The organism is Streptosporangium sp. G12, from assembly GCF_052983175.1.
This window is the reverse complement of the sequence record NZ_JBRIQO010000031.1, coordinates 42,441-63,412: the sequence shown is the minus strand read 5'-3', so window position 1 is coordinate 63,412 and position 20,972 is coordinate 42,441. Positions and strand designations below refer to the sequence as shown.

22 protein-coding genes are annotated in these 20,972 nt (G+C 70.8%); 12 read left to right on the top strand and 10 right to left on the bottom strand.

Annotated features, from left to right (window positions below; translation table 11 throughout):
• Positions 1 to 43: 43 nt before the first annotated feature.
• Positions 44 to 841 (bottom strand): hypothetical protein, encoded by a 798-nt coding sequence (locus ACVCAG_RS37660; protein ID WP_447191287.1) that lies wholly within the window; start codon positions 839 to 841, stop codon positions 44 to 46.
• Between the two features lie 931 nt (positions 842 to 1,772).
• Between ACVCAG_RS37660 and purF the strand changes: the two genes are divergently transcribed.
• Together purF and purM are read left to right on the top strand one after the other, a co-directional pair.
• Positions 1,773 to 3,218 carry an amidophosphoribosyltransferase gene (gene purF, locus ACVCAG_RS37655; RefSeq protein WP_362844424.1) on the top strand — a complete coding sequence of 482 codons (1,446 nt, stop codon included), beginning with the start codon at positions 1,773 to 1,775 and terminating at the stop codon, positions 3,216 to 3,218.
• A 28-nt stretch (positions 3,219 to 3,246) separates the two neighbouring features.
• On the top strand, positions 3,247 to 4,272 hold the full coding sequence (gene purM, locus ACVCAG_RS37650; RefSeq protein ID WP_440087771.1) for a phosphoribosylformylglycinamidine cyclo-ligase: 1,026 nt from the start codon (positions 3,247 to 3,249) through the stop codon (positions 4,270 to 4,272).
• 257 nt (positions 4,273 to 4,529) lie between these two features.
• On the opposite strand, the gene ACVCAG_RS37645 is transcribed toward purM, so the two are convergent.
• Both ACVCAG_RS37645 and ACVCAG_RS37640 read right to left on the bottom strand, forming a co-directional pair.
• Complete coding sequence (locus ACVCAG_RS37645; protein WP_344747622.1) at positions 4,530 to 4,763, bottom strand: DUF3073 domain-containing protein; 234 nt, start codon at positions 4,761 to 4,763, stop codon at positions 4,530 to 4,532.
• 149 nt (positions 4,764 to 4,912) lie between these two features.
• Positions 4,913 to 6,019 carry a Glu/Leu/Phe/Val dehydrogenase dimerization domain-containing protein gene (locus tag ACVCAG_RS37640; protein WP_440087770.1) on the bottom strand — a complete coding sequence of 369 codons (1,107 nt, stop codon included), beginning with the start codon at positions 6,017 to 6,019 and terminating at the stop codon, positions 4,913 to 4,915.
• Between the two features lie 179 nt (positions 6,020 to 6,198).
• Here ACVCAG_RS37640 and ACVCAG_RS37635 point away from each other — a divergent pair, with 179 nt between their 5' ends.
• The gene (locus tag ACVCAG_RS37635; RefSeq protein WP_440087769.1) at positions 6,199 to 7,056 is read left to right on the top strand and encodes a hypothetical protein; all 858 of its coding nucleotides are present in this window, start codon (positions 6,199 to 6,201) and stop codon (positions 7,054 to 7,056) included.
• Positions 7,057 to 7,374: 318 nt separating this feature from the next.
• On the top strand, positions 7,375 to 7,578 hold the full coding sequence (gene bldC, locus ACVCAG_RS37630; RefSeq protein ID WP_013133571.1) for a developmental transcriptional regulator BldC: 204 nt from the start codon (positions 7,375 to 7,377) through the stop codon (positions 7,576 to 7,578).
• A 191-nt stretch (positions 7,579 to 7,769) separates the two neighbouring features.
• Here bldC and ACVCAG_RS37625 read toward each other — a convergent pair whose 3' ends face one another.
• The gene (locus ACVCAG_RS37625; RefSeq protein WP_440087768.1) at positions 7,770 to 8,492 is read right to left on the bottom strand and encodes a TetR family transcriptional regulator; all 723 of its coding nucleotides are present in this window, start codon (positions 8,490 to 8,492) and stop codon (positions 7,770 to 7,772) included.
• 135 nt (positions 8,493 to 8,627) lie between these two features.
• Between ACVCAG_RS37625 and ACVCAG_RS37620 the strand changes: the two genes are divergently transcribed.
• The 3 genes from ACVCAG_RS37620 (at position 8,628) to ACVCAG_RS37610 (ending at position 11,194) form a co-directional block, all read left to right on the top strand.
• Positions 8,628 to 9,716: a LacI family DNA-binding transcriptional regulator gene (locus ACVCAG_RS37620; protein ID WP_362695684.1), complete on the top strand. Its 1,089-nt coding sequence runs from the start codon at positions 8,628 to 8,630 to the stop codon at positions 9,714 to 9,716.
• A gap of 123 nt (positions 9,717 to 9,839) precedes the next feature.
• Positions 9,840 to 10,088 carry a hypothetical protein gene (locus ACVCAG_RS37615; RefSeq protein ID WP_362695682.1) on the top strand — a complete coding sequence of 83 codons (249 nt, stop codon included), beginning with the start codon at positions 9,840 to 9,842 and terminating at the stop codon, positions 10,086 to 10,088.
• A 200-nt stretch (positions 10,089 to 10,288) separates the two neighbouring features.
• Entirely contained in the window at positions 10,289 to 11,194 is a 906-nt protein-coding gene (locus tag ACVCAG_RS37610) for an N-acetylmuramoyl-L-alanine amidase (RefSeq protein ID WP_440087767.1), read from the top strand.
• A 20-nt stretch (positions 11,195 to 11,214) separates the two neighbouring features.
• Here the strand turns inward: ACVCAG_RS37610 and ACVCAG_RS37605 are convergent, their stop codons facing one another.
• Entirely contained in the window at positions 11,215 to 12,762 is a 1,548-nt protein-coding gene (locus ACVCAG_RS37605) for a N,N-dimethylformamidase beta subunit family domain-containing protein (RefSeq protein ID WP_440087766.1), read from the bottom strand.
• Between the two features lie 119 nt (positions 12,763 to 12,881).
• Here ACVCAG_RS37605 and ACVCAG_RS37600 point away from each other — a divergent pair, with 119 nt between their 5' ends.
• The gene (locus ACVCAG_RS37600) at positions 12,882 to 14,522 is read left to right on the top strand and encodes a family 20 glycosylhydrolase (RefSeq protein WP_440087765.1); all 1,641 of its coding nucleotides are present in this window, start codon (positions 12,882 to 12,884) and stop codon (positions 14,520 to 14,522) included.
• A gap of 191 nt (positions 14,523 to 14,713) precedes the next feature.
• On the opposite strand, the gene ACVCAG_RS37595 is transcribed toward ACVCAG_RS37600, so the two are convergent.
• The 5 genes from ACVCAG_RS37595 to ACVCAG_RS37575 form a co-directional block, all read right to left on the bottom strand.
• The gene (locus ACVCAG_RS37595; RefSeq protein ID WP_440072063.1) at positions 14,714 to 14,917 is read right to left on the bottom strand and encodes a cation transporter; all 204 of its coding nucleotides are present in this window, start codon (positions 14,915 to 14,917) and stop codon (positions 14,714 to 14,716) included.
• A gap of 129 nt (positions 14,918 to 15,046) precedes the next feature.
• Entirely contained in the window at positions 15,047 to 16,156 is a 1,110-nt protein-coding gene (locus ACVCAG_RS37590) for a quinone-dependent dihydroorotate dehydrogenase (protein ID WP_440087764.1), read from the bottom strand.
• An 11-nt stretch (positions 16,157 to 16,167) separates the two neighbouring features.
• Positions 16,168 to 16,512 carry an STAS domain-containing protein gene (locus ACVCAG_RS37585; protein WP_447191286.1) on the bottom strand — a complete coding sequence of 115 codons (345 nt, stop codon included), beginning with the start codon at positions 16,510 to 16,512 and terminating at the stop codon, positions 16,168 to 16,170.
• The gene (locus ACVCAG_RS37580) at positions 16,509 to 17,216 is read right to left on the bottom strand and encodes an ANTAR domain-containing protein (RefSeq protein WP_440087762.1); all 708 of its coding nucleotides are present in this window, start codon (positions 17,214 to 17,216) and stop codon (positions 16,509 to 16,511) included. The genes ACVCAG_RS37585 and ACVCAG_RS37580 overlap by 4 nt, the downstream gene beginning before the upstream one ends.
• Positions 17,217 to 17,261: 45 nt before the next feature.
• Positions 17,262 to 17,732, bottom strand: a complete 471-nt coding sequence (locus tag ACVCAG_RS37575) for a GAF domain-containing protein (RefSeq protein ID WP_440087761.1) — start codon at positions 17,730 to 17,732, stop codon at positions 17,262 to 17,264.
• Between the two features lie 185 nt (positions 17,733 to 17,917).
• Between ACVCAG_RS37575 and ACVCAG_RS37570 the strand changes: the two genes are divergently transcribed.
• The 4 genes from ACVCAG_RS37570 (at position 17,918) to ACVCAG_RS37555 (ending at position 20,529) form a co-directional block, all read left to right on the top strand.
• Positions 17,918 to 18,301: a hypothetical protein gene (locus ACVCAG_RS37570; protein WP_440087760.1), complete on the top strand. Its 384-nt coding sequence runs from the start codon at positions 17,918 to 17,920 to the stop codon at positions 18,299 to 18,301.
• A gap of 251 nt (positions 18,302 to 18,552) precedes the next feature.
• Complete coding sequence (locus ACVCAG_RS37565) at positions 18,553 to 19,257, top strand: phosphatase PAP2 family protein (RefSeq protein WP_447191285.1); 705 nt, start codon at positions 18,553 to 18,555, stop codon at positions 19,255 to 19,257.
• Positions 19,258 to 19,297: 40 nt separating this feature from the next.
• Positions 19,298 to 19,963, top strand: coding sequence for a phosphatase PAP2 family protein (locus ACVCAG_RS37560; protein ID WP_440087758.1), 666 nt, complete (start codon positions 19,298 to 19,300; stop codon positions 19,961 to 19,963).
• 290 nt (positions 19,964 to 20,253) lie between these two features.
• A complete protein-coding gene (locus ACVCAG_RS37555) occupies positions 20,254 to 20,529 on the top strand; it encodes a hypothetical protein (protein ID WP_440072055.1) in 276 nt (91 codons plus the stop codon).
• Positions 20,530 to 20,972 lie beyond the last annotated feature (443 nt).

Here is a 20,972-nt window from a genome sequence, read left to right as displayed (position 1 = left end):
CCCCCGTCGACCCCCGTCGACCCCCGTCGACCCCCGTCCGCCGTTACGGGGCGGTCGGCACCTGGACGCCGAACCTGTCCTCGATGCAGCGCCGCTGCAGCTCCGGCGGCAGGTTGACGCAGTCGCCGACCTTGCTGTAGAGCCAGCTCATGAACACCGCGGCGATCACCAGGGTGAGAAGGCTCAGCGCGATCCCCACCCAGGCCCGGCCCGGCCTGGACTTCTTGACGAGCGCGACGATGCCGACGATCAGACCGACGATCGCCACCAGCACGCCGAGGCCGCAGACGACGAGCGACACGATCGCGACGATCCCGAGCACGAGCGCGGCGGTGCCCAGCCCGCCGCCGGGCTTGCGCCCCTCGTCCGGGTACGCCGGATAGGGCGTGGCGTACGGATAGCCGGGCGCGCCCGGAGGGGCCGGGTACGGTGTGCCGCCCTGGAGCGGCTGGGAGGGACCGGTCGCGGGTGACGGCTGCGCACCGGGACCGCCGTAGGGCTGCCCGGCCTGCTGCGCCTCCCCGTACGTGGGCTGCTCCCCGTAGCCATACCGGCCCGTTTGCTGTGGATGGCCCGGCTGGGGCGCTCCCGGGGCGCCGGGAACGGGCGGCCGGTCCGCCTGGAAGCCACCGGCGGGCTCGGCGGGCCGCTGCGGGGCCTCAGGTTCCCCGGAGGACGCCGGTTGCTCGTAGCGCGACGGCGGGGTGGGGGCTGCCGGTGTCCCGGGGTGGTCCGTCCCCCCGGGTCGGCCGGACTCGCCGGAGGTCTCCGAGGCGCTCTCCCAGCCGGGGTAGGCGGACGGCGTGGTGCCCGGCACCGTGTAGGGCTGCCCCTCGGGCACCGCCCCCTCACGAGTCCCTTCGGGCACCCCCTCACGGGTGCCCCCGGGCGCGCCCTCCCGCGCTTCCTCGGCCCTGCCCTCGGATGCCCCCCCGGACTCCGGCGTCCCGTACCCCGAAGACCCCGAGTCCTCCGAAGCCCAGGATGGGCCGGGAGTCCCGGACTGCCCCAGGTACCCCGGCGCGGCGTACGGGCCGCCCGCCTGGTCGGGCGGCGGCACCTCCGGCGCGGTCGGCGTGTCCGGATGCGGCGGAACCCGTGGTTCGGCGGGAATCGCGGCCGGCGGCCAGGTCGGGGCCTCATTGGGATCGGGCACGGGTGTCTCGGGATCCGGCTCCTCCCACGGCTCCGGCGTCGGGGGCGTCGACGGCGTCGACGCCCCCGACCCCCACACGGAACCCTCGCCGGGCTCCCGGCCCTGGGGCTCGGCCCGGCCGGGGATCTCCGTCCACCCGGTCGGCTCGGCCCTGCCGGAAGGTTCGGCGGAACCGGCCTGGCCTGGAGACTCGGCGGAGCCTGAGGGATCGGCCCACCCGGTGGACTCGCCCGCCGGGGCGGGGGGTTGCCGCCACGTGGGCGGCTCATTCGAGGGAGGGACGGGCCAGGCGGTCGTCTCCGGGACGGCGGGCTCGTGCTCGCCGGGCACGGCCGCCTCCTCGGAGGTGTCCTGTGGCTCCTCCGAGCCGGACCCTTCCTGTCCTTCCTGCTCTGGGCGCCTGTCCCGCGGCACTCGCCGCGGGTCGGGCTGGTTCGGGTCCACAGGTGTTGTCACGTCTCTTCTCCCGACGCTCGGGCATGCCGGATATCTCACACTCCCCTGTCAGCCACCGGCGAAACAGGCTGACACGGCAAAACACCGATGATCGTTCGGTCAGGGTGCTACATGCCGCGGAACGGACCCTGGGTGCGAGCAGGGAAGAAGCCGACCTAGAATGAAGCATGTGCTGAAGGGCGACGGCCATCTGAGCCATGACCTTGATCCTCACGACCGGCCTCCGAAGGACGCATGTGGCGTCTTCGGGGTGTGGGCCCCTGGGGAGGAAGTCTCCAAACTCACCTACTACGGGCTGTACGCGTTGCAGCACCGCGGCCAGGAGTCCGCGGGCATCGCGGTCAGCGAGGGCAGCAGGATCCTCGTCTACAAGGACATGGGCCTGGTGGCCCAGGTCTTCGACGAGTCCGTGCTCGGGACCCTCCGCGGCCACCTGGCGATCGGCCACTGCCGCTACTCGACGACCGGGTCGAGCGTCTGGGAGAACGCGCAGCCGACGCTGAGCTCGACCGAGTCCGGCGGGCTCGCGCTCGCCCACAACGGCAACCTGATCAACACCCCGGAGCTGGCCAGGCGCCTGGCCCCCGGATCCACCAGGGCGACCACCGACACCGAGGTGCTGACGACGCTGCTGGCCCAGGACCGCAGCCAGTCCATCGACGACGCGGCGGCCGAGCTGCTTCCGCAGGTCAGGGGCGCCTACTCGCTCGTCTTCATGGACGAGAAGACTCTCTACGCGGCCCGCGACCCGCAGGGCGTCCGCCCGCTGGTCCTCGGGCGCCTGGAGCGCGGCTGGGTGGTCGCCTCGGAGACCGCGGCGCTGGACATCGTGGGCGCCACGTTCGTCCGCGAGATCGAGCCGGGCGAGCTGATCACCATCGACGAGCGCGGCGTGCGCTCGCGCAGGTTCGCGCTCGCCGAGCCCAAGGGCTGCCTGTTCGAGTACGTCTACCTGGCCCGCCCGGACACCACGATCGCCGGGCGCGGCGTGCAGACCACGCGCGTCGAGGTCGGCCGCGTGCTGGCCCGCGAGCACCCGGTCGAGGCCGACCTGGTCATCCCGACCCCCGAGTCGGGCACTCCCGCCGCCGTCGGCTACGCCGAGGAGAGCGGGATCCCCTACGGTCAAGGTCTGGTCAAGAATTCCTACGTGGGCCGGACCTTCATCCAGCCGTCCCAGACGATCCGCCAGCTGGGCATCCGGCTGAAGCTCAACCCGCTGAAAGAGGTCGTCGCGGGCAAGCGCCTGGTGGTCGTGGACGACTCGATCGTGCGGGGCAACACGCAGCGGGCGATCGTCAAGATGCTGCGCGAGGCGGGCGCCACGGAGGTGCACGTCCGGATCTCCTCCCCGCCGGTCAGCTGGCCGTGCTTCTACGGCATCGACTTCGCCACCCGGGCCGAGCTGATCGCCGGTTCGCTGAGCGTGGAGGAGATCCGCGCCTCGCTCGGCGCCGACTCGCTCGGATACATCTCGCTGGAGGGCCTGACCGCGGCCACCACGATCCCCGCCGACCGGCTCTGCCGTGCCTGCTTCGACGGCGAGTACCCCATCCCGATCGACCAGGACAACGTGGGCAAGTACGTGCTGGAGGCCAAGCGTTGAGCGGGCCGGGCGCGCAGAGAGAGGCTTCATGACCAGCTACGCGGCCGCCGGAGTGGACATCGACGCGGGCGAGCGCGCCGTCGAGCTGATGAAGTCGAAGGTCGCGCGGGCGCGCAGGCCCGAGGTCGTGGACGACGCCAGCGGTTTCGCCGGCCTCTTCGACGCCTCGGCCCTGCTGTCGTACCGGCGGCCGCTGCTCACCACGTCGACCGACGGCGTCGGAACCAAGGTCATGCTGGCCCAGCGGCTCGACAAGCACGACACGATCGGGATCGACCTGGTCGGCATGGTCGTCGACGACCTGGTCGTCTGCGGCGCCGAGCCGCTGTTCATGACCGACTACATCGCCTGCGGCAAGGTGGTCCCCGAGCGGATCGCCGAGATCGTGGGCGGTGTCGCCGAGGGCTGCCGCCTGGCGGGCTGCGCTCTCGTCGGCGGGGAGACCGCCGAGCACCCCGGCGCCATGGAGGCCGGCGAGTACGACCTCGCGGGTGCCGCCACCGGGGTGGTTGAGGCCGACAGGATGCTCGGCCGCGACAGGGTCCGCGCGGGCGACGTGGTCCTCGCGCTGGCCTCCTCGGGCGTGCACTCCAACGGTTACTCGCTGGTCAGGCACATCATCGACCGGGCCGGGCTGTCCCTGGAGGCCGAGCTGCCCGAGCTGGGGCGGACGCTGGGCGAGGAGCTGCTGGAGCCGACCAGGATCTACTCCCTCGACTGCCTGGAGCTGGCCCGCGCGGTCGACGTCCACGCGTACGCCCACATCACGGGCGGCGGCCTGGCGGGCAACCTGTCCCGCTCGCTGCCCCCCGGTCTGGACGCGCTGCTCGACCGCTCGTCATGGACCCCGCCCGCCGTCTTCGAGGTGCTCGCGGGGCACGGCGGGGTGGCTCAGGCCGACATGGACCGGACGTTCAACCTGGGTGTGGGCATGGCCGCGGTCGTCCCCGCCGAGGCCGTGGAACCGGCCCTGGCGCTGCTCGGGGAGCGGAACCTCCCCGCCTGGGTGCTCGGCGAGATCGTCGAGGGCTCGGGCCAGGCGCGTTTCCGCTGATCCGCCCGCCTTCCCGGCGAAGGCGACCCCGCGGCTCCCGTGTCCCTCCCGGCCGGTGTCACCGGCCGGGAGGGGACGCGCCGGATCCTGTCACCGGTCCGAAGAGCCGGAAAGGGATGCGCCGGATCCCCGGCGGGTACGGCGAAAAGCGCTCCGGACCACCGGAGCGCCGCATATTGTCGACTCGTAGCGAGAAGAACACCCGGTGGCCTGTGCTCACCACCGGGTGTCCTGCTCACCGTCAACCTGAAATCCGCCTAGCGGCGGCCGGATGTCCCGTCGTCGCGGTCATCTCCGGAGCCGAAGTCATCGGCGTAATCGGCGTACCGATCCGCCAGCTCGTCGTAGGCGTCGTTGGAGTCGTCATTGTGGTTGGAGTCGTCTCTGACTCCGAGCTCGTCGCGCAGACGCTCAAGATCAGTGCCACCGCTGTTGTACTTCAGCTGGCGAGCAACCTTGACCTGCTTGGCCTTTGCTCGGCCGCGCCCCATTGGCTCGACCCCCTCGTGTGGGGTCGTGCCCGACCCCTCGTCGCTAACGCACCACGCACTGACGCCACCTGACTTAGGCGTCAGCTCTCGTTCGCCTACAACCGTACCCGTTTTACGCCCGGCTCGGTACGTCGTATGGGCGTGTGGGGCTAGTGGCCCAGCCAAATGCCCCTAATTCGCCCGACTTCCGACATTCTGCGCTCAGCCAGCCTATCGGCTGCGACGGCCGGAGGGACGCCATCCTCCGCCGCACTAGAGAAGATCTTGAGAGTCGTGTCGTAGATCTGGGTGGCCTTTGCCTGGGCCCGCTCCATGTTGAATCCCCTGATCTCGTCCGCGACCTGGATGACGCCGCCGGAATTGACCACGTAGTCGGGCGCGTAGAGGATCCCGCGGTCGGCGAGCTGCTTCTCCACGCCGGGGTGGGCCAGCTGGTTGTTGGCCCCGCCGCAGACGATCGCGGCGCGCAGACGGGCCACCGTCTCGTCGTCCAGCGCCCCGCCGAGGGCGCACGGCGCGTAGACGTCGACGTCGGCGGCGGTGAGCTCCAGCCGGTCGGCGACGACCTCGACCTGGGGGTGGATCCGCCGCAGCCGTTCCACGGCCCCCTCGCTCACGTCGCAGACCACGACCTCCGCGCCGTCCTCGATCAGATGGCCGACCAGGCGGTGGCCGACCTTGCCCACACCCTCGACGCCGACGCGCCTGCCGCGCAGCGTCGGCGTCCCGTACGTGTGCTCGGCGGCGGCGCGCATGCCCTGGAACACGCCGAGGGCGGTCAGGATCGACGAGTCGCCGGCCCCGCCGTTGGCCAGCGTGCGGCCGGTCACGTAGGAGCACTCGCGGGCCACGATGTCCATGTCCTCGCTGTAGGTGCCCACGTCGCACGCCGTGTAGTAGCGGCCCCCGAGCGACTGGACGAACCTGCCGTAGGCGCGCAGCAGCGCCTCGCTCTTGTCCGTCGCCGGGTCGCCGATGATGACGGCCTTGCCGCCACCGAGGTCGAGCCCCGCCAGGGCGTTCTTGTAGGCCATCGCCCGCGAGAGGTTGAGCACGTCGGCCAGCGCGGCCTGCTCGCTCTCGTAGGGATAGAACCTGGTGCCGCCCAGGCCGGGGCCCAGGGCGGTGTTGTGGATGGCGATGATCGCGTGAAGGCCGCTGCGCTCGTCGGAGCAGAAAACGACCTGCTCGTGCCTCGCCTGGCCGCCGGTTGCCGGGCCCGCGTCCTTGTGGGACAGCCCGAAGACGTCGGTCACTGTGGTGACTCCCAGTCGTTCGTTACCGCCGCACCGTCGCGGCGGAGATCACCCTCAGCGTAACCACATGTCCGTAAAGGCACGACGTGCACGAACGTCCCATCTCAATGGCCGAGACGACCACCGCGGAAGCCGGTCCGCTGCGGACAACGGCCGGTCCTTCGTGACACGATGCGGTCGTGCTGCCCTATGCCGCGTACCTCCGCGTCTACGAACCGCTGGTCGCGTTCGCCCCGGCGGAGCGCGTCTCGTGGGCCGCCTACGCCGAGGCGGCCGACCGACCGCGCCGAGCGAGCGCCCTCCACGCCGAGCACGGCGAGGCGATGCGACGCCTTCTGGGGGTGCCACCGGCTCCGGCACCCGCCCAGGAGAGCCCCAACGCCTATCTGAGGCGCGTGGAGGAGGTCCTGTACGTCTGCCCGTGGCAGAGCAGGCTGAGGTCCTGGCTCGCCTTCTCACGCTTTCGCGGGGCGACCCCGCCCAAGCTGATGGAGCGTTTCGTGCCACCCGCCGTCGCGGAGCAGACGGCCGACGACTTCGACCGGTTCAAGCGCCGCACCGACTCCGCCGCGCTGCGCACGCACATCCGCGGTTCCACCTGGCACGTTCCGACCTCGTGGTTCGTCCCCTTCGACGGCAACGAGCGCTGGCTGGTCATCGACGGCGGCGAGGGCAAGGGGGGCACGACCACCACGCGCAACCTGATCTACGTCACCTCCATGGCCCACGCCAGGCGCCGCAGCGCCCGCGCCCTGCAGATCATCAGGAGGCAGGTGGGCGAGGTCTCGGTCACCGCCGAGGTCGAGGACGTGGCGCGCTGGCTGGAGGAGTTCCACCCGCATTCGCTGGTCGAGCTCGACTACGGCGGCATCGTCAACCTCATGGACGACGAGACGCTCCAGGCCGACGAATCCGTGGCGGAGCTCGCGGCGGCGCTGACAGGTCTGGAAAAAGGCGAGGAAGAACTGGCGTTCGCCATGTACCAGCGCGTCATCCTCCGCTGGCGATCAATACAACTTCTCGAATCGGCAAACTGAGTCGCAAATCATCCCTTCGACCTGCGTAAGTAGGTCCGTCGATGACCGGGGATGCACCTACGAACTGAGTAGTTTGCCGTTTTCACTGCGATACCACGAAACGTGTCGCTAGAATCACCGAGCGTGACAACAACACGTGCACAAGAGAGATGAGTCGCTCAAAGACTCGCCAATCGCTCTACGTGGCTGTATGGTCACATCGGGTGATGCCGCATATGGCCCAAACAGCCGCACGCAAGGGCCATAGGCGGACATCCGTGACAAGCGTCAAGTCGCAGGATCGCTGTCGCCGGTCCACATGGAGGAGAGGCCGCACAAATGTCAGCTCGTACACCCGAGGCAGAGCCGCTGCTCACCCCGGCGGAGGTCGCAACCATGTTCCGCGTCGATCCCAAGACCGTGACCCGGTGGGCGAAGGCGGGCAAGTTGACGTCCATCCGCACCCTGGGTGGACACCGCCGGTACCGGGAGACTGAGGTTCGCGCGCTGCTCGCGGGGATTCCGCAGCAGCGCTCAGAGTAAGACGGGGGCCGTCACTGACCTAGGGGGATTGGTGCGCGCTCACCCTTTGAGCGTGTAGGCCACACGGGTTTGTGGGGAGCGGCGTCGCCCGCCCGGCGCCGCCCCAGCACGTACCCCGCCCTCCGGCGCGTGCTCCGAACGACCGAGCGCGTGCTCCGAAGGGCTCGGAAGTATCTTCCAGGGGGTTTCTCTCAGCCGTCCGCCCCGGGCCTCTCCCGGTCCGCAGGGCGGCTCGATCCACCTCTGACCAGGTTGTCCAGCAACTCGCCGACCTGCGAGTCGTGCTCGGCCGCCACGCCGAGCAGCGCCACCATCTGACCGATCAGCATGCGCTCCAGCGCCGGCCGCTCGATGTCGCGGCGCTCCAGCCAGTCGAGGCCCGCGGTCTCGACGGAGGCGATCCACGAGCGCAGCGTGACGCGGAGCACGGGGCCCGGCTCCTCGACCCGCATCTGCTTCATGATCAGTTTGAGCAGCCGGTGCCTGACCGCGTCGACGACCTCCCCGGTCTCACCGCTGCTGTTGGCGGGGCCGCCCTTGAGCAGCGCGGCGAAGCCCGTCGCGTGTTCCTCGACGAAGTCGAAGTAGCGGGTGAGGCCCCCGGTCAGCTCGTCCAGCGGATGTCCGCCCTGAGGTCTGAGCCTCGCCTCCAGCTGGGCCGCGGCGCTCTTCAGCGCGGCGACGTAGAGCTCCTGCTTGCCACCGAAGTAGTGGTAGACCAGGGCCCGCGACGCGCCGGCCGCGGAGGCCACGTCGTCGATCGACACGTATTCGGCGTCACGCCTGCTGAACAGCTCCAGGGCCGCCGCCATGAGCTCCTCGCGGCGCCGGTCGACGGTGAGCCTGCGCCGCGCCGGTCGCGCGCCGCCCGCCGCGGGTTTCGCCCGTTCGGCGGCTCCGGATGTCGACCCCACACCGCGAAGCCTATCGGAGCCGATCCGCCCGGCGCCGGGGTCAAGATCGGAGTTCCCTTCCGCGCAAGCCGTACCCCATTCGGAACTCGATCGTTTTGAGTGACAGGTGCCCATCCACCATCGCGGGGGAGAGCCATGTCAGGACCGCCGGTCAACACCACCGTCACCCGAGCCCGCGGGTTCGCCGAACCCGTTCTGTCCGAGGGGGGCGGCGGGCCACGCCCGAGACCCACGATCCGCAACGTGGCCGAACGAGCCGGTGTCTCCAAATCACTGGTCTCGCTCGTCCTGCGCGGATCGCCCCACGTCAGCGAACATCGCAGGCAGGCCGTGCTCCAGGCGGCCAGAGACCTCGGCTACCGGCCCAACGCGGTCGCGCGCAGCCTGGTCGAGGGCCGCACCCACCTGGTCGGGGCGCTCGTCGCCGACCTGCACAACCCGTTCTACGCGGAGTTCCTGGACGGCCTGCAGGAGAGCCTGCACGGCGACGGGCTGAGACTCCTCATCGGCAACAGCCAGTGGGACCCCGCCTTCGAGGACGAGGCGGTCGAGGCGTTCCTCGAACTGCGCGTCGACGGGCTCGTCCTGCTCGGCATCGCGCCCACCAGCGGGACGCTCATCGAGGCCACCGGCTACACGCCGACCGTGGTGGTGGGCGAGCGCGACATCGACCTCGGCGGCGTGGACATCGTCGTCGACGACGACCAGCTCGGCGCCCGCCTCGCCGTCGACCACCTCGTGGAGCTCGGTCACCGCAGGATCGCCCACATCGAGGCCTCGGGCATCTCCTCCGGGCGCTTCCGGTGCGAGGGCTACCTGGTCGCGATGCGCAGGCACTCCCTGGCGCCGTACATCATGGTCGAGGAGGGCGAGTCCAGCGAGGAGGGCGGCGCGAGGGCGGCGCACAGCCTGCTCACGCGCGATCCCCGGCCCACAGCGATCTTCGCCGCCAACGACCTGGTGGCCATGGGCGTGCTGTCCGCGGCCGCCGAGCTGGGCCTGCGGGTTCCCGAGGACCTGTCCGTGGTCGGGTACGACAACATCCACCGCGCCGGGACCCAGCCGATCTCGCTGACCACCGTGGACCAGCCGCGCCGCGCCATGGGCCGTTCCGCCGCCGCGCTGCTGAACGACCGGATCGGCGACCCCGGCAAGACCTCGCGCCTGCGCCAGGTCGCGCCGCAGCTGGTCGTACGGAACAGCACGAGTTCCGCCGAACGCTAAAGAGCCTGCCTGGAGCGTTACAGCACGCCCAGGCAGGCTCCATGACCTCCCAAAGACCAGGTCAACATCGTGAACGGCGGCGCGCCGCCGGTGTTGACTCTGGCCGAGACGAGGGGGGTAACAATGCGTGATCCGGAACTGGTGTCATGCGCCCAGCGGGCCGCCGCCGAACTCGAGCGGGCGTGGGCGCACTGGCGGGCCGCCCGGGGCCGCAACGGCGACGCCGGGGCCGAGTCCGTGGCCAGCTACGTGGCCCATTCGATCGACCACCCCTGGGGACGGCCTCGCGTGGTCCTCGGGCTGGACGCCGAGGACGCCAGGGAGCTCGCCGCGCTCCTGCAGAAGCTGGAGGTCGGCGAGCACGCCTGGTGACGGGCCCACGCCGCCGCCTTCCGTGACGGAAAGCACATTTGACGGGAAGGCGTCTCTGACGGGGAAGCACCACACGCCTCGTGACAGGCGGGTGAGGGGAGCGCCTCACGCCTCGTAACAGGCGGGCACATATCGCGACAACGGCCGTGTCATGCCCTCAGGCCACGTAAGTTGGGTGGTCGACGACTTCCTTGGGGGCGATGAGCGTGACCGGTAAAGCACTCGCGGCGACCCTTGTCCTGTGCGGGCTCGGCGTCGCCGCCTGCGGTGGAACCGCCGCGGGCGCGGACCTCGCGCGGGAGCGCGGGCCCGTTCCTCCCGCGGCCGGAACGGCCGCGGCCCCGGCGGCCGACGGCACCGCCGGCACCCCGGCAGGCCCGGCGGCCGGCGCGGCGGGCGATCCCGCCGCGAGCCCCGCCACCGGGCGCGGCGGCGAGGGCCGCGAGTCGCTCAGCGGCAAGGTCGTGGTCATCGACCCCGGCCACAACGGGCAGAACTACCGCCACCCCGCGGAGATCAACAAGAAGGTCAACGTCCTGACCCAGTGGAAGGCCTGCGACACCACCGGCACCGCCACCGCGAACGGCTACAGCGAGGCGGCCTTCACCTGGGACGTCTCCCAGCGTCTGGCCAAGATCCTCAAGAGCCGCGGCGCGACGGTGAAGTTGACCCGCGACAGCAACTCCGGCGTCGGGCCGTGCATCACCCAGCGGGCCGCGATCGGCAACAGGGCGAAGGCGGACGCGGCGATCTCGATCCACGCCGACGGGTCGAGCACCGCCAACCACGGCTTCCACGTGATCATGCCGGAGAAGATCGGCGGCCCGGTCGACCCGGTGGTCGGGGCCTCCAGGAAGCTCGGCCTGGACGTGCGGAACGCCTTCAGGCGCGGCACCGGCCTGTCGTACTCCACCTACATCGGCAAGAACGCCCTCGACTACCGCAACGACCTCGGCGGCCTGAACCTCTCCACGGTTCCCAAGATCTTCGTCGAGTCCGGCAACATGAGGAACCCCGCCGAGGCGGCCAAGTTCCAGCAGCCGGCGTTCCGGCAGAAGATCGCGCTCTCCCTGGCCAACGGGCTGCAGCAGTACCTGGGGCGGTAAGCCCCCCGGCCCGGCCCGTGTCAGCGGCCCGGCGGGCCGTCCAGGCCCAGGGCCTCGAGGTTGTCGCGGGCCGGGTGGCGGCGCGCGGCCGGGCCCGCGGCGAAGGCGCGCAGGATGTTCCCCGTCGCCTTGCGGACGAAGGCCCCGGCCCGGTCCGTGACGCCGTGGCCGCAGCGGGCGCCCCGCATGGCGCACACCCAGCGCATCGTGCCCGAGCTGAACACCGCGGCGCCGCTCGGCACGGTGTAGTAGGCGCTGTGCGCGACCGTGGCGCGGCCTCCGCAGTTCACCGGGGACACCGACAGGACCTCCATCGGGCGTGGCACGCCCGCGCCGACCCTGTCGGTCTCCACGCCCACCATCCCGGGGAAGGTGGTGCCGCGCCGCACCCCGGTCCCCCTGAAGATCCAGTTGCCGGGACGCCTGACCACGTAGGCGGACTCGGAGGGAAAGCAGTCGTACATCGGGCCGGTCAGCGAGCTCTCCGGCCTGGCGGTGGCGCGCCACAGGATCGTCCCGGGGTCCTCGGCGGCGTCCTTGTGGCAGACGACCAGGCGGCGCGGGCCCAGGCGCCTCGCGGCGAGGCGGACCCGCCAGTAGACGGCGTTGGCGCCCAGGAAGGCGAGGTTGGTGCCGTGGTCCCGGGCGGCCTCGACGGTGCGGCGCATGCCCGGCGACCAGTACTCGTCGTGCCCCAGGGACACCAGGCCCCTCGCCCCGTCGAGAACGCGCGGGTCGCGGTCCAGGTCCAGGCTCGTGACGTAGGCGAGCGGTACGCCGCGGCGCTCGGCGAGCTCGATGGCGTCGCGTTCCATGTCCAGGAAGAGCCGTGCCCCTGAGGCGTCGTACGGGCGGTCGAAGCTGACCGCCCGGGACCTGTCCCCGAAGCCGCCGGGCCCCTCGTAGAGGCTGCGGCCGCCCCAGCCGTTGTACGCCTGCCAGGTGGTGACCGCGTTGACGACGACCAGGCGCCCCCTGGTGGAGGCGGACCTGACGGTGAGGGGGACGTAGCGCCGTCCCCCGGTGGCGGCGTCCAGCCGGATCAGGTAGGAGCCCTCGGGCCAGCCCGAGGTGTCCACCTCGGGACCGGGTTTCCAGTGGGCGGCGGTCACCGTCCCGGTGGCGGCGATCGTCCTGGGCGGCGCCTGCCTCGTGCCGGGCAGCCCGGCCGCCCGCCAGACCCGCCTGGCCCCCGCTCCGCCGTACCAGCCCATCCGGAAGGCCCTGGCGGTGTAGCGGTCGGCGGTGGTCGAGACGTACAGCCGGAAACGCTCTCCGGGCAGCACGCTCACCCGGTCGGCGAAGCCCTCGATCTCGTGCTCGGCGCCACGCCGGCGCAGCCGCCAACCGGGATCTCCCGCCCTGGCGTTCTCCGCCACGGTGGTGCCGGCCCCCTCGGCGCTCCGCACCGCGGAGGAGGACTCCGAGGGAGTGGGCGAGGGCGGGGTGGGGCTCTCGACGGTGGCGGAACACCCGGCGGCCAGCATGATCGCCGCCGGTACCGCCACCAGGACCGCCGGCGGGGTGCGAGCCGGGTGCCTGGACGCTTGGAACATGAGCAGCAGCATGACCGCGCGAGGGTTCTCCCCCGGCTCTCCCGCGCGGTACTTGGGCGGTTCTTGGTTCCATGTCCGGAGTCGCCAGGGTAAAGGGCTTATTTCTCTGGCGGTTTGGCATGATTCAAGCCATGGACCTCCTGCCGCTTCCCTCCGCTTTCACTCCTGCCAGCGGTTTCCTCGGCCTTCCCCACGGGGTCGTCGTCTCCGGTCCCGCCGAACTGGTGGACGCCGTACGCCTCGCGCTCGCCGTGCTCGATCCGCGTCCCGGCGAGGCGGGGACGATCACGGTGGAGCCCGACGCGTCGCTCGGCCCCGAGTCGTACGCCCTGGACGTGACGGACGGGGGCGTGCGGATCGCGGCCGGAGACAGGGCCGGGGCCTTCTACGCGGGCCAGACGCTGCGGCAGCTGCTGCCCGCGGCGGCGTTCCGCGCGGTGGCCGGTGCCGGGGCGGGCTGGAGCGTTCCCCTCGGCCAGGTGCGGGACGCGCCCCGGTTCTCCTGGCGCGGGGTGCACCTGGACGTGGCGCGGCACTTCATGCCCAAGCGCGAGGTGTTCAGGATGGTCGACATCATGGCGGCCCACAAGCTGAACCGTCTCCACCTGCACCTGGTGGACGACCAGGGGTGGCGGGTCGAGAGCCGCCGGCACCCGCGGCTGCACGAGGTGGGCGCGCACCGCCCGCGCACGATCACCAGCTACTACCGGGAGGAGCCGGCCTTCGACGACGTCCCGCACGGCGGCTACTACACGCTGGAGGACCTCGCCGAGATCGGCGCCTACGCGCGGGCCCGCGCCGTGACGGTCGTGCCCGAGATCGACGTACCGGGACACGCCTCGGCGATCCTCGCCGCCTATCCCGAGTTCGACGCCCGCGCCACCGGCGGGCGCCGGCCCGAGCCCTTCACCGTGCTGGAGCGCTGGGGCATCTCCCCGGCGATCCTGTCCCCGCTGCCGGAGACGGTCGACTTCCTGACCGGCGTGATCGAGGAGATCACCGAGGCGCTGGGCGAGACCCCGTACGTCCACATCGGCGGGGACGAGTGCGTGCTCGACGACTGGGCCGCCTCCCCCGAGATCGTCGCGTTCCAGGTGGAGCTGGGGCTGGAGAGCGTGAGCGACCTGCACGCCTGGTTCCTGCGCCGGCTCGCGGACGAGCTGGCCGAACGCGGCAGCAGGGCGGTGGTGTGGGACGAGGCGTTCGTCAGCGGCATGCTCAGGCCCGACACGATCGTGATGCCCTGGCGCGGGCCGGGGGTGGCCAGGCGTGCCGCCGCCGCCGGGCACGACGTGGTGCAGACCCCGGTCTTCCCGCTGTACTTCGACTACGCCGAGGCCTCCTCCGAGGAGGAGCCCTTGGCGATCGGCGACGCGATCACCGTCTCGGACGTCGCGGCCTTCGCCCCGGCGCCGGAGTCATGGACGGCCGGGGAGCGGGAGCGCGTGCTCGGGGCGCAGTTCCAGCTGTGGAGCGAGCGGCTGCCCGACGGGCGCGCGGTGGACTACCGCGCCTGGCCCCGGGGATGCGCGCTGGCCGAGGTCACCTGGTCGGGCTCGGCCGGGAACGGGTTCGACGCCCGGCTGGAGGCGCACCTGGGCCGCCTCGACGCGCTCGGCGTCGAGTACCGGCCGCTGACCGGCCCGCGTCCCTGGCAGCGGGGCGGGACCGGTCACCGGCGCCACCGCCCGGGGGTCGTCAAGGTGGAGGAGACCATGAAGCACCTGGAGAAGATGACCCACGAGGCCGACTCGACCCGTCCCAGCATGTGACCGGTCTCCCGGCCCCTGAGGGCCGGGACGGCACGGATGACGGGGTGGAGAAGGGCGGTGTCCCGGCCTCCGCCGGGCCGGGCCGGTGCGAGTGACGGGGGCGCAGAGCAGGAACGGTGTCCCGGCCTCCGCGGGACCGGTCGTCGCGAGCGGCGGGGCGCGGAGAAGGAAGGTGTCCCGCGCCGCCCCTGTCAGGCGAGAACCTCGTAGCCCGCTTCCTTGACGGCGGCGCGGACGGCCGCGTCGTCGAAGGAGTCGCCGGAGACGTCGACCCTGCCGGTCTCGAGATCGACGTCGACGCCGGTGACACCCGGGACCTCACCGACCTCCTCCTTGACCGAACTCACGCAGTGGCCGCAGGTCATACCGGTGACGGTGTATGTGGTCGTGCTCATCGTGCCTCCATGTCCTGAAGTTACCCACCCAGGGTATAAGGTGAGCCGCCTTGCGGGCCGATGGGGTGAGGAGTCGGGACCCGCCGCGAAGGTTCGGGCCGCGACGGTTCCGACCGCGCCGCGACCGGGTCAGCTCACGGGGCTCCGGCTCGCGGTACGGCCGATGATCTGGCGGAGGTCGACCACGCCGTGACGACGGAGGCGGCGGGAGAGGTCGCGGTTCACGCGGTGCGCCCAGAGGGGACCCTCGTAGATCAACGCGCTGTAGCCCTGGACGAGCGTGGCCCCGGCGAGCAGGCGCTCCCAGACGTCGTCCACGTCCTCGACGCCACCGACGGAGACGAGCACCAGGCGATCGCCCACCCTGGCGCGCAGCCTGCGCAGGACCTCCAGGGACCGGGCCTTCAGCGGACGCCCCGACAGGCCGCCGCTCTCGTGGCTGTGGTCACGGCCCGCGGGCTCCGCACAGGCCAGTGCCTGCCTGCCGATCGTGGTGTTGGTGGCGATGATGCCGTCGAGCCCGAGGTCCAGGGCCAGGTCGGCGACCGCGTCCACGTCGGCGTCCGCCAGGTCAGGAGCGATCTTGACCAGTAGCGGGGTGCGCTTGGGCGTGGCGTCGGCGACCTCCTTCACCGCGCGCAGCAGCGGGCCCAGCAGCTCCACTGCCTGGAGGTCGCGCAGGCCGGGGGTGTTGGGCGAGCTGACGTTGACGACCAGGTAGTCGGCCAGGGGGGCGAGCTCCCTGGCGCCGGCCACGTAGTCGGCGACGGCCCCCGACTCGGGCACGACCTTCGTCTTGCCGATGTTGACGCCGACGATCGCGGGGACGCCCCGTGGCCTGGACAGCGACCGGGCCGCGGCGGACGCGCCCGCGTTGTTGAAACCCATCCGGTTGATGATCGCCCGGTTTCTCACGAGACGGAACATCCGGGGTCTGGCGTTGCCCGGCTGGGCATGGGCGGTGATCGTGCCGACCTCGACGTGACTGAAGCCGAGCGCGGACACGGCCTCGACACAGCCGGCGTCCTTGTCGAAGCCGGCCGCCAGCCCGAACGGGCCGGGAAAGTGCACGCCGAAGGCCTGCACGCGCAGCGCGGGGTCGCGTGGCGCGAGGCGGCGGTGAACCAGCCGCCTGACCACGGGTGTCACCGAGAGGACGCGGAGAGCGCGCACCGCCATGTGGTGCGCGTCCTCGGGGTCGAGGCGGCGGAGGACCTGCGAGAAGACGAATCGATACATCACCGATCAGGTTAGTGCCCCGGCGGGGTGCGGCTCGCGCCGACCGCGCCTCCGGGGTGCCTGATCAGGAGGTACCGATCGAATTCCAGCAGCCGCAGCAACCGGAGCACCGGCCCTGACGGCCGCACGATGATCATCTCTTGGCCCAGGCCGCGCACGTGTTCGTCGGCCCGCAACAGGGCCCGCGCACCCGCGCAGTCGATGAAGACCACCTGGGCCAGGTCGAGTTCGACCGTCGCCGCGGTGAGCCCACCGAGGACGCGCCACAGTTCGGCGCCCTTGACGGCGTCGAGATCACCGCGAACGGTGATCTCGACCCTGTCCCCGGCGGGTTCGGGCGACGTGAGCAGGATCACCGTATTTCGCCCGCCCCCTCACCGAGCACCTCGGCCGCCAGGTCGGCGACGCGGCGGCGGGTGTCGCGGGCCTGCTTGCGCAGGCCGGTGAAGGCCTGGGTGGCGGTCAGGTCGTGCTTGCCCATCAGGTAACCGATCGCCCGCTCGATGACCACGCGGTAGTCGAGGGCGTACTGGAGCTGGTCGGCCAGGGCGCTCTTCTCCTCGGCGGCCATCGCGGCGGTGAGAAGCTGCTCGATCACGTCCGCGTAGCCGTAGAGCGCCTGGACGTCCGACTCGTCCCACTCGTAAAAATCGGCCTGGTAGACGTTCAGGGTGCCCACCGGCTCACCGCCAAGACGCACCGGCACCCCGGCCACCGCCCGCACCTCCGGGTGAAGCCGGTCGGCGAGCTTCGGCCAGCGCGGATCGACGCGCACATCACTTGAGGTCACCGCGGAATTCTCCTCGTACGCGGAAACGCACGGCCCCTGGCCGAGATGGAGTTGTGCGCCCTCAAGACTGCGTCCCCGCTCATCGGTGGCGACCAAATAGCGGAGATCTTTACCTTCTTCGGCAAACATCAGTCCCGCACCCGCATATCCGAACAGCGAGTTCACCACATCCACGGCACGCTCCAACTGATGGACTATGCCTGTGGTGGACGAGGTCGTCTGAAGCCTTCTCAGGCTCGCGACCAGCGCTTCCGGATCAATGTGAGTCATACGTGTGGCGCCTTTCAGCGTCGACCTGGTTACTTGACGTGCACACTACGGCTTCCCTGGAAAAGGAGGTCTATGAGCCATGGTCTGAAGGACCATCACCATGAGCTCGCCGAGGCGCTCTCCCGTCCGGACTTTCGCGGGCTGCCATTCATGGCTCGTCCGGTCGTAAAAATTCAGCGTGCCGATCAACCGCTCCTCCGCCCGCAGGGGCACGGAGAGCACCGCCCGCACCTCCGAGACCCGCGCGGCCACCCCGGGGAACCCGAACGGCCTGGCCGCCCTCAGGTCGTCGACCGCGACGTCCTCACCTCGGGACAGGGCCTCGATGGCCGGTCCGGCCCCGATCTGCTCCTGGATCAACTCCAGCCGCCGGCCCTGGTCGTCGGACCCTCCGATCGCCCGCAACCGGTCGTGGTCGTCTATCAGCATGAGGGCCGCCCCGTCGGAGCCGAGGACATCGGCGAGAGCGCTCAGGGTACGGTCGACGAGCCGGGAGAATTCAAGGACCTGGGTCATGGGCGGGCTTCCTCCATGTCGAGGTAGCTCCGCGGACACAAGGCGGAATGATCTGCGGATCAGAGCCTAGTGCTGCCCGGCGACTCCGACCAAGCCGCCCGGCCTCGGCCGGGCGGCCGAGGCCGGACATCACCGTCAATACATCGTTAAGCATTCGGCAAACGATGATTGGCAGGGTAGGCGTTATGAACATCCTGTCACGTTCGGCCATCGTCCGGCGACGGCGCACCCTGGCCAACCTCGTGCTCAGCGACCTGGCCGACACCGGTGACGTCACCGTCCCCGCCTGGTGGGACGAGGAGATCCAGCGGGAGTTCGGCGGGCTGGGCGGATTCCTCGCCGAGCTGAGCCGCCAGTGGTGGACGGCCTACGCCGCGCATCTGGACGCGCTGATCGAGCTGGGTCTCGACGACCCCTCCCAGGCGTGGGACGACGTCACCGAGCAGATGCCGTGGCTGCGGGCCGTCCTCGACGCCTACACGGACGACGCGGCGCTCGCCGAGGCCGAGCGGCGGCACTGCGACGTCCTGCGCTGGACGACCCGCCGCGAACCCCGGCACGCGGCTTGACGCACTGACACATGGCATGGGAGGGCCCGGAGCCCGGAGTCCCCGCCTCGGCGGCCCGGAATCCCGGCGATTCACAGCTTCCGTACCCCTGAATTCCGCGCGCTCGGGGCCCCGCCGGCCCGATCCCCCACCTGTCGTGCGAGGAATATTCGCGAGGAATCGGGTAGCCATGAACGATGGTCAGATTTGCCGAGGGTAAACCTCAACCTCACAGAAATCCCGATGATCATGCTGCTGACCTGCGCCTGGGGGTGCGCCTGACGATGGCGCTGGCGGCGGTGGCGGTCTTCACGGTGCCGTTCGTGATCCTGCTCGTGCTCGTGAGGACCTCTTTCTCCCCGCTCACGGAGCTCGACGAGGGCATCGCCCTGAGCCTGCACGCCCACGCGCTGGAGAATCCCGGCTACACCACCTTCCTCAGCGTGGGAACCGAGGTGTTCGGTCCCTGGACGTGGCGCGTGCTGGTGGTGCTGACCGCCGTCTGGCTCTGGCGCCGGGGCGCGCCGCGCCTGGCGATCTGGGCGGTCGCCACGATCACCTTCGGCGGACTGCTGAACCTCGCCCTCAAGATGATCGTCGACCGCGCCAGGCCCGCGCTGCCGGATCCCGTGGCCTGGGCACCCGGCGCCTCCTTCCCCTCCGGGCACGCGATGGGAGCGGCGCTGGGCGCGTGCATCCTCGTGCTCATCCTGCTGCCCTTCCTGCGCGGCACGGCCTCGCGGATCACCGTCTGGGCCGTCGCGGCGGTCATCATGGTGTTCGTCGCGTACAGCCGGGTGGCGCTCGGCGTGCACTGGACCAGTGACGTGATCGCGGGAGTCGCGCTGGGCGTGGCGGTCGTGGTGGGGGCGGCGGCGGGCTTCGAGGCCTGGCGCCGGGGAGAGGGCCGCAGGCCCGCCGAACCGCACATGGAAGGCGTCGAGCCCGAGGCGTTCCGAGGAGGTCGTTCGGGGTAGCTGGCGCGCCATGTCGAAAATGTCGGTGGATTTCAAAGGCGTGGCGCGCCTCATCCTGGCGCCGCTGGCCATCATGGCGGTGCTGACGATCGGCGTCGGACTCCTCATCACCAAGGTCCTGCAGACGACGACCCTCATCGCGAACGACCAGGGGGTCAACGCGCAGCTGGCCGGAGAGCGTACGGCCTACTGGAGTTCGATCACCGATGTGGTGTCGAGCATGTCCGACACCCCGGTGATCATCGCCGGCACCGCGCTGCTGGCCGTCGTCTTCCGGCTGACCTTCAAGCGCTGGAACGAGTCGATCTTCCTGGCGCTGGCGGTCTTCTCGCAGTCGGCGATCTTCCTGCTGGCGACCGTCTTCGCCGAGCGCAAGCGCCCCGCCGTCGAGCACCTCGACCCCGCCCCGCCCACCTCCAGCTTCCCCTCGGGGCACACCAGCGCCGCGGTCGCCTTCTACTGCGGCATCGCCCTGGTGCTGACCGTCCACACCCACCGCTACAAGATCCTGAACGTGCTGTGGTGGGTGGTCGGCCTCGGCATTCCCCTGGGCATCGCCTACTCGCGCATGTATCGCGGCATGCATCACCTGAGCGACGTGAGCTGGGGCTTCCTGCTCGGCGTGGTCTGCATCGCGGTGGCGGCCAACGCCTTGCTGTTCCGGTCGGTGATCGAGGAAAAAAAGAAAAAAGTTCTGAGCACGTAGCGATCCCCGGCCGTGCCGGGGCTCCGGGGGCGGCGAAGATCGCTGGGACGAGGATCGGCGGGGGTGAGAGAGGGACATTCACCACCCGCCGGGTCGCTTCACATGAGACCGTTGTGAAGCAGCACCACCAAGGTTCAACCTGTCACCTCGTGTGGCTCAAAGATCACAATGTGCTACGAAGTAAGATGGAAACCTCGCCGGGAGATTCAAGTCTTCCCGTCGGGGCACGAGCAGCCAGCCGGCCGGACCGAGAGACGTTCGACGGCTACCCTCAAGGAAGGAAGCCGGCCATGGATCGCCAGTCCGTCGTCTGCCATAAATGCACGGGCGTTCTCCTCGCCACCGACTCTCGCACCTACACGGCGCAGCGAGGCCGCCTGATCGTGACCAACGGCTACTGCACCTGCCCCGCCGAGCAGGCTCCCGTGGAGCAGGCCGCCCAGCGGCAGCAGCAGCCCCAGCCCGCCGTGGAGCAGCCCACCTCGCACCGGCAGCCCACCCACCCCCAGCAGCACCCCCAGCAGCAGAGCGCGCCCGCGGGACAGAACTCGATGGTCGTCGCCTAACGTCCGCTCGGGGAGCGGTCGCGGCGTCGCAAGGGCGCACGCGACGGCTCGGCCTCCGGCGACCGCGCGCCGCCACCGCGACCTCGCAGGCCGTCCCCTCTGACTGATCTGGTCATATTCGCCGATCAGCCGCTGTCACGGATCCGGACACCTCTTCGGTCGTCCACCCTCTCGGATCCGGACACCTCTCCGATTCTCCGATCGTCCGCCTTCTCGTGTCTCTCGATCCGGACACCTCTCCGGTCGTCCCACGAGTCCGGACGCACTCGCCGATCGGTCGCCCTCCCGGGACCTCCCGGAACCGGCCGCCGAGTCCCCGGCGACGTCACGCGGTGGCGCTCAGCCGCTCAGCCCCCAGGCCAGCACCACGGACAGACCGCTCGTCGCGAGCAGGCCGACGAGCACCACTATGGCAATCACCCGACGGTTCATGCTTGAAAGCC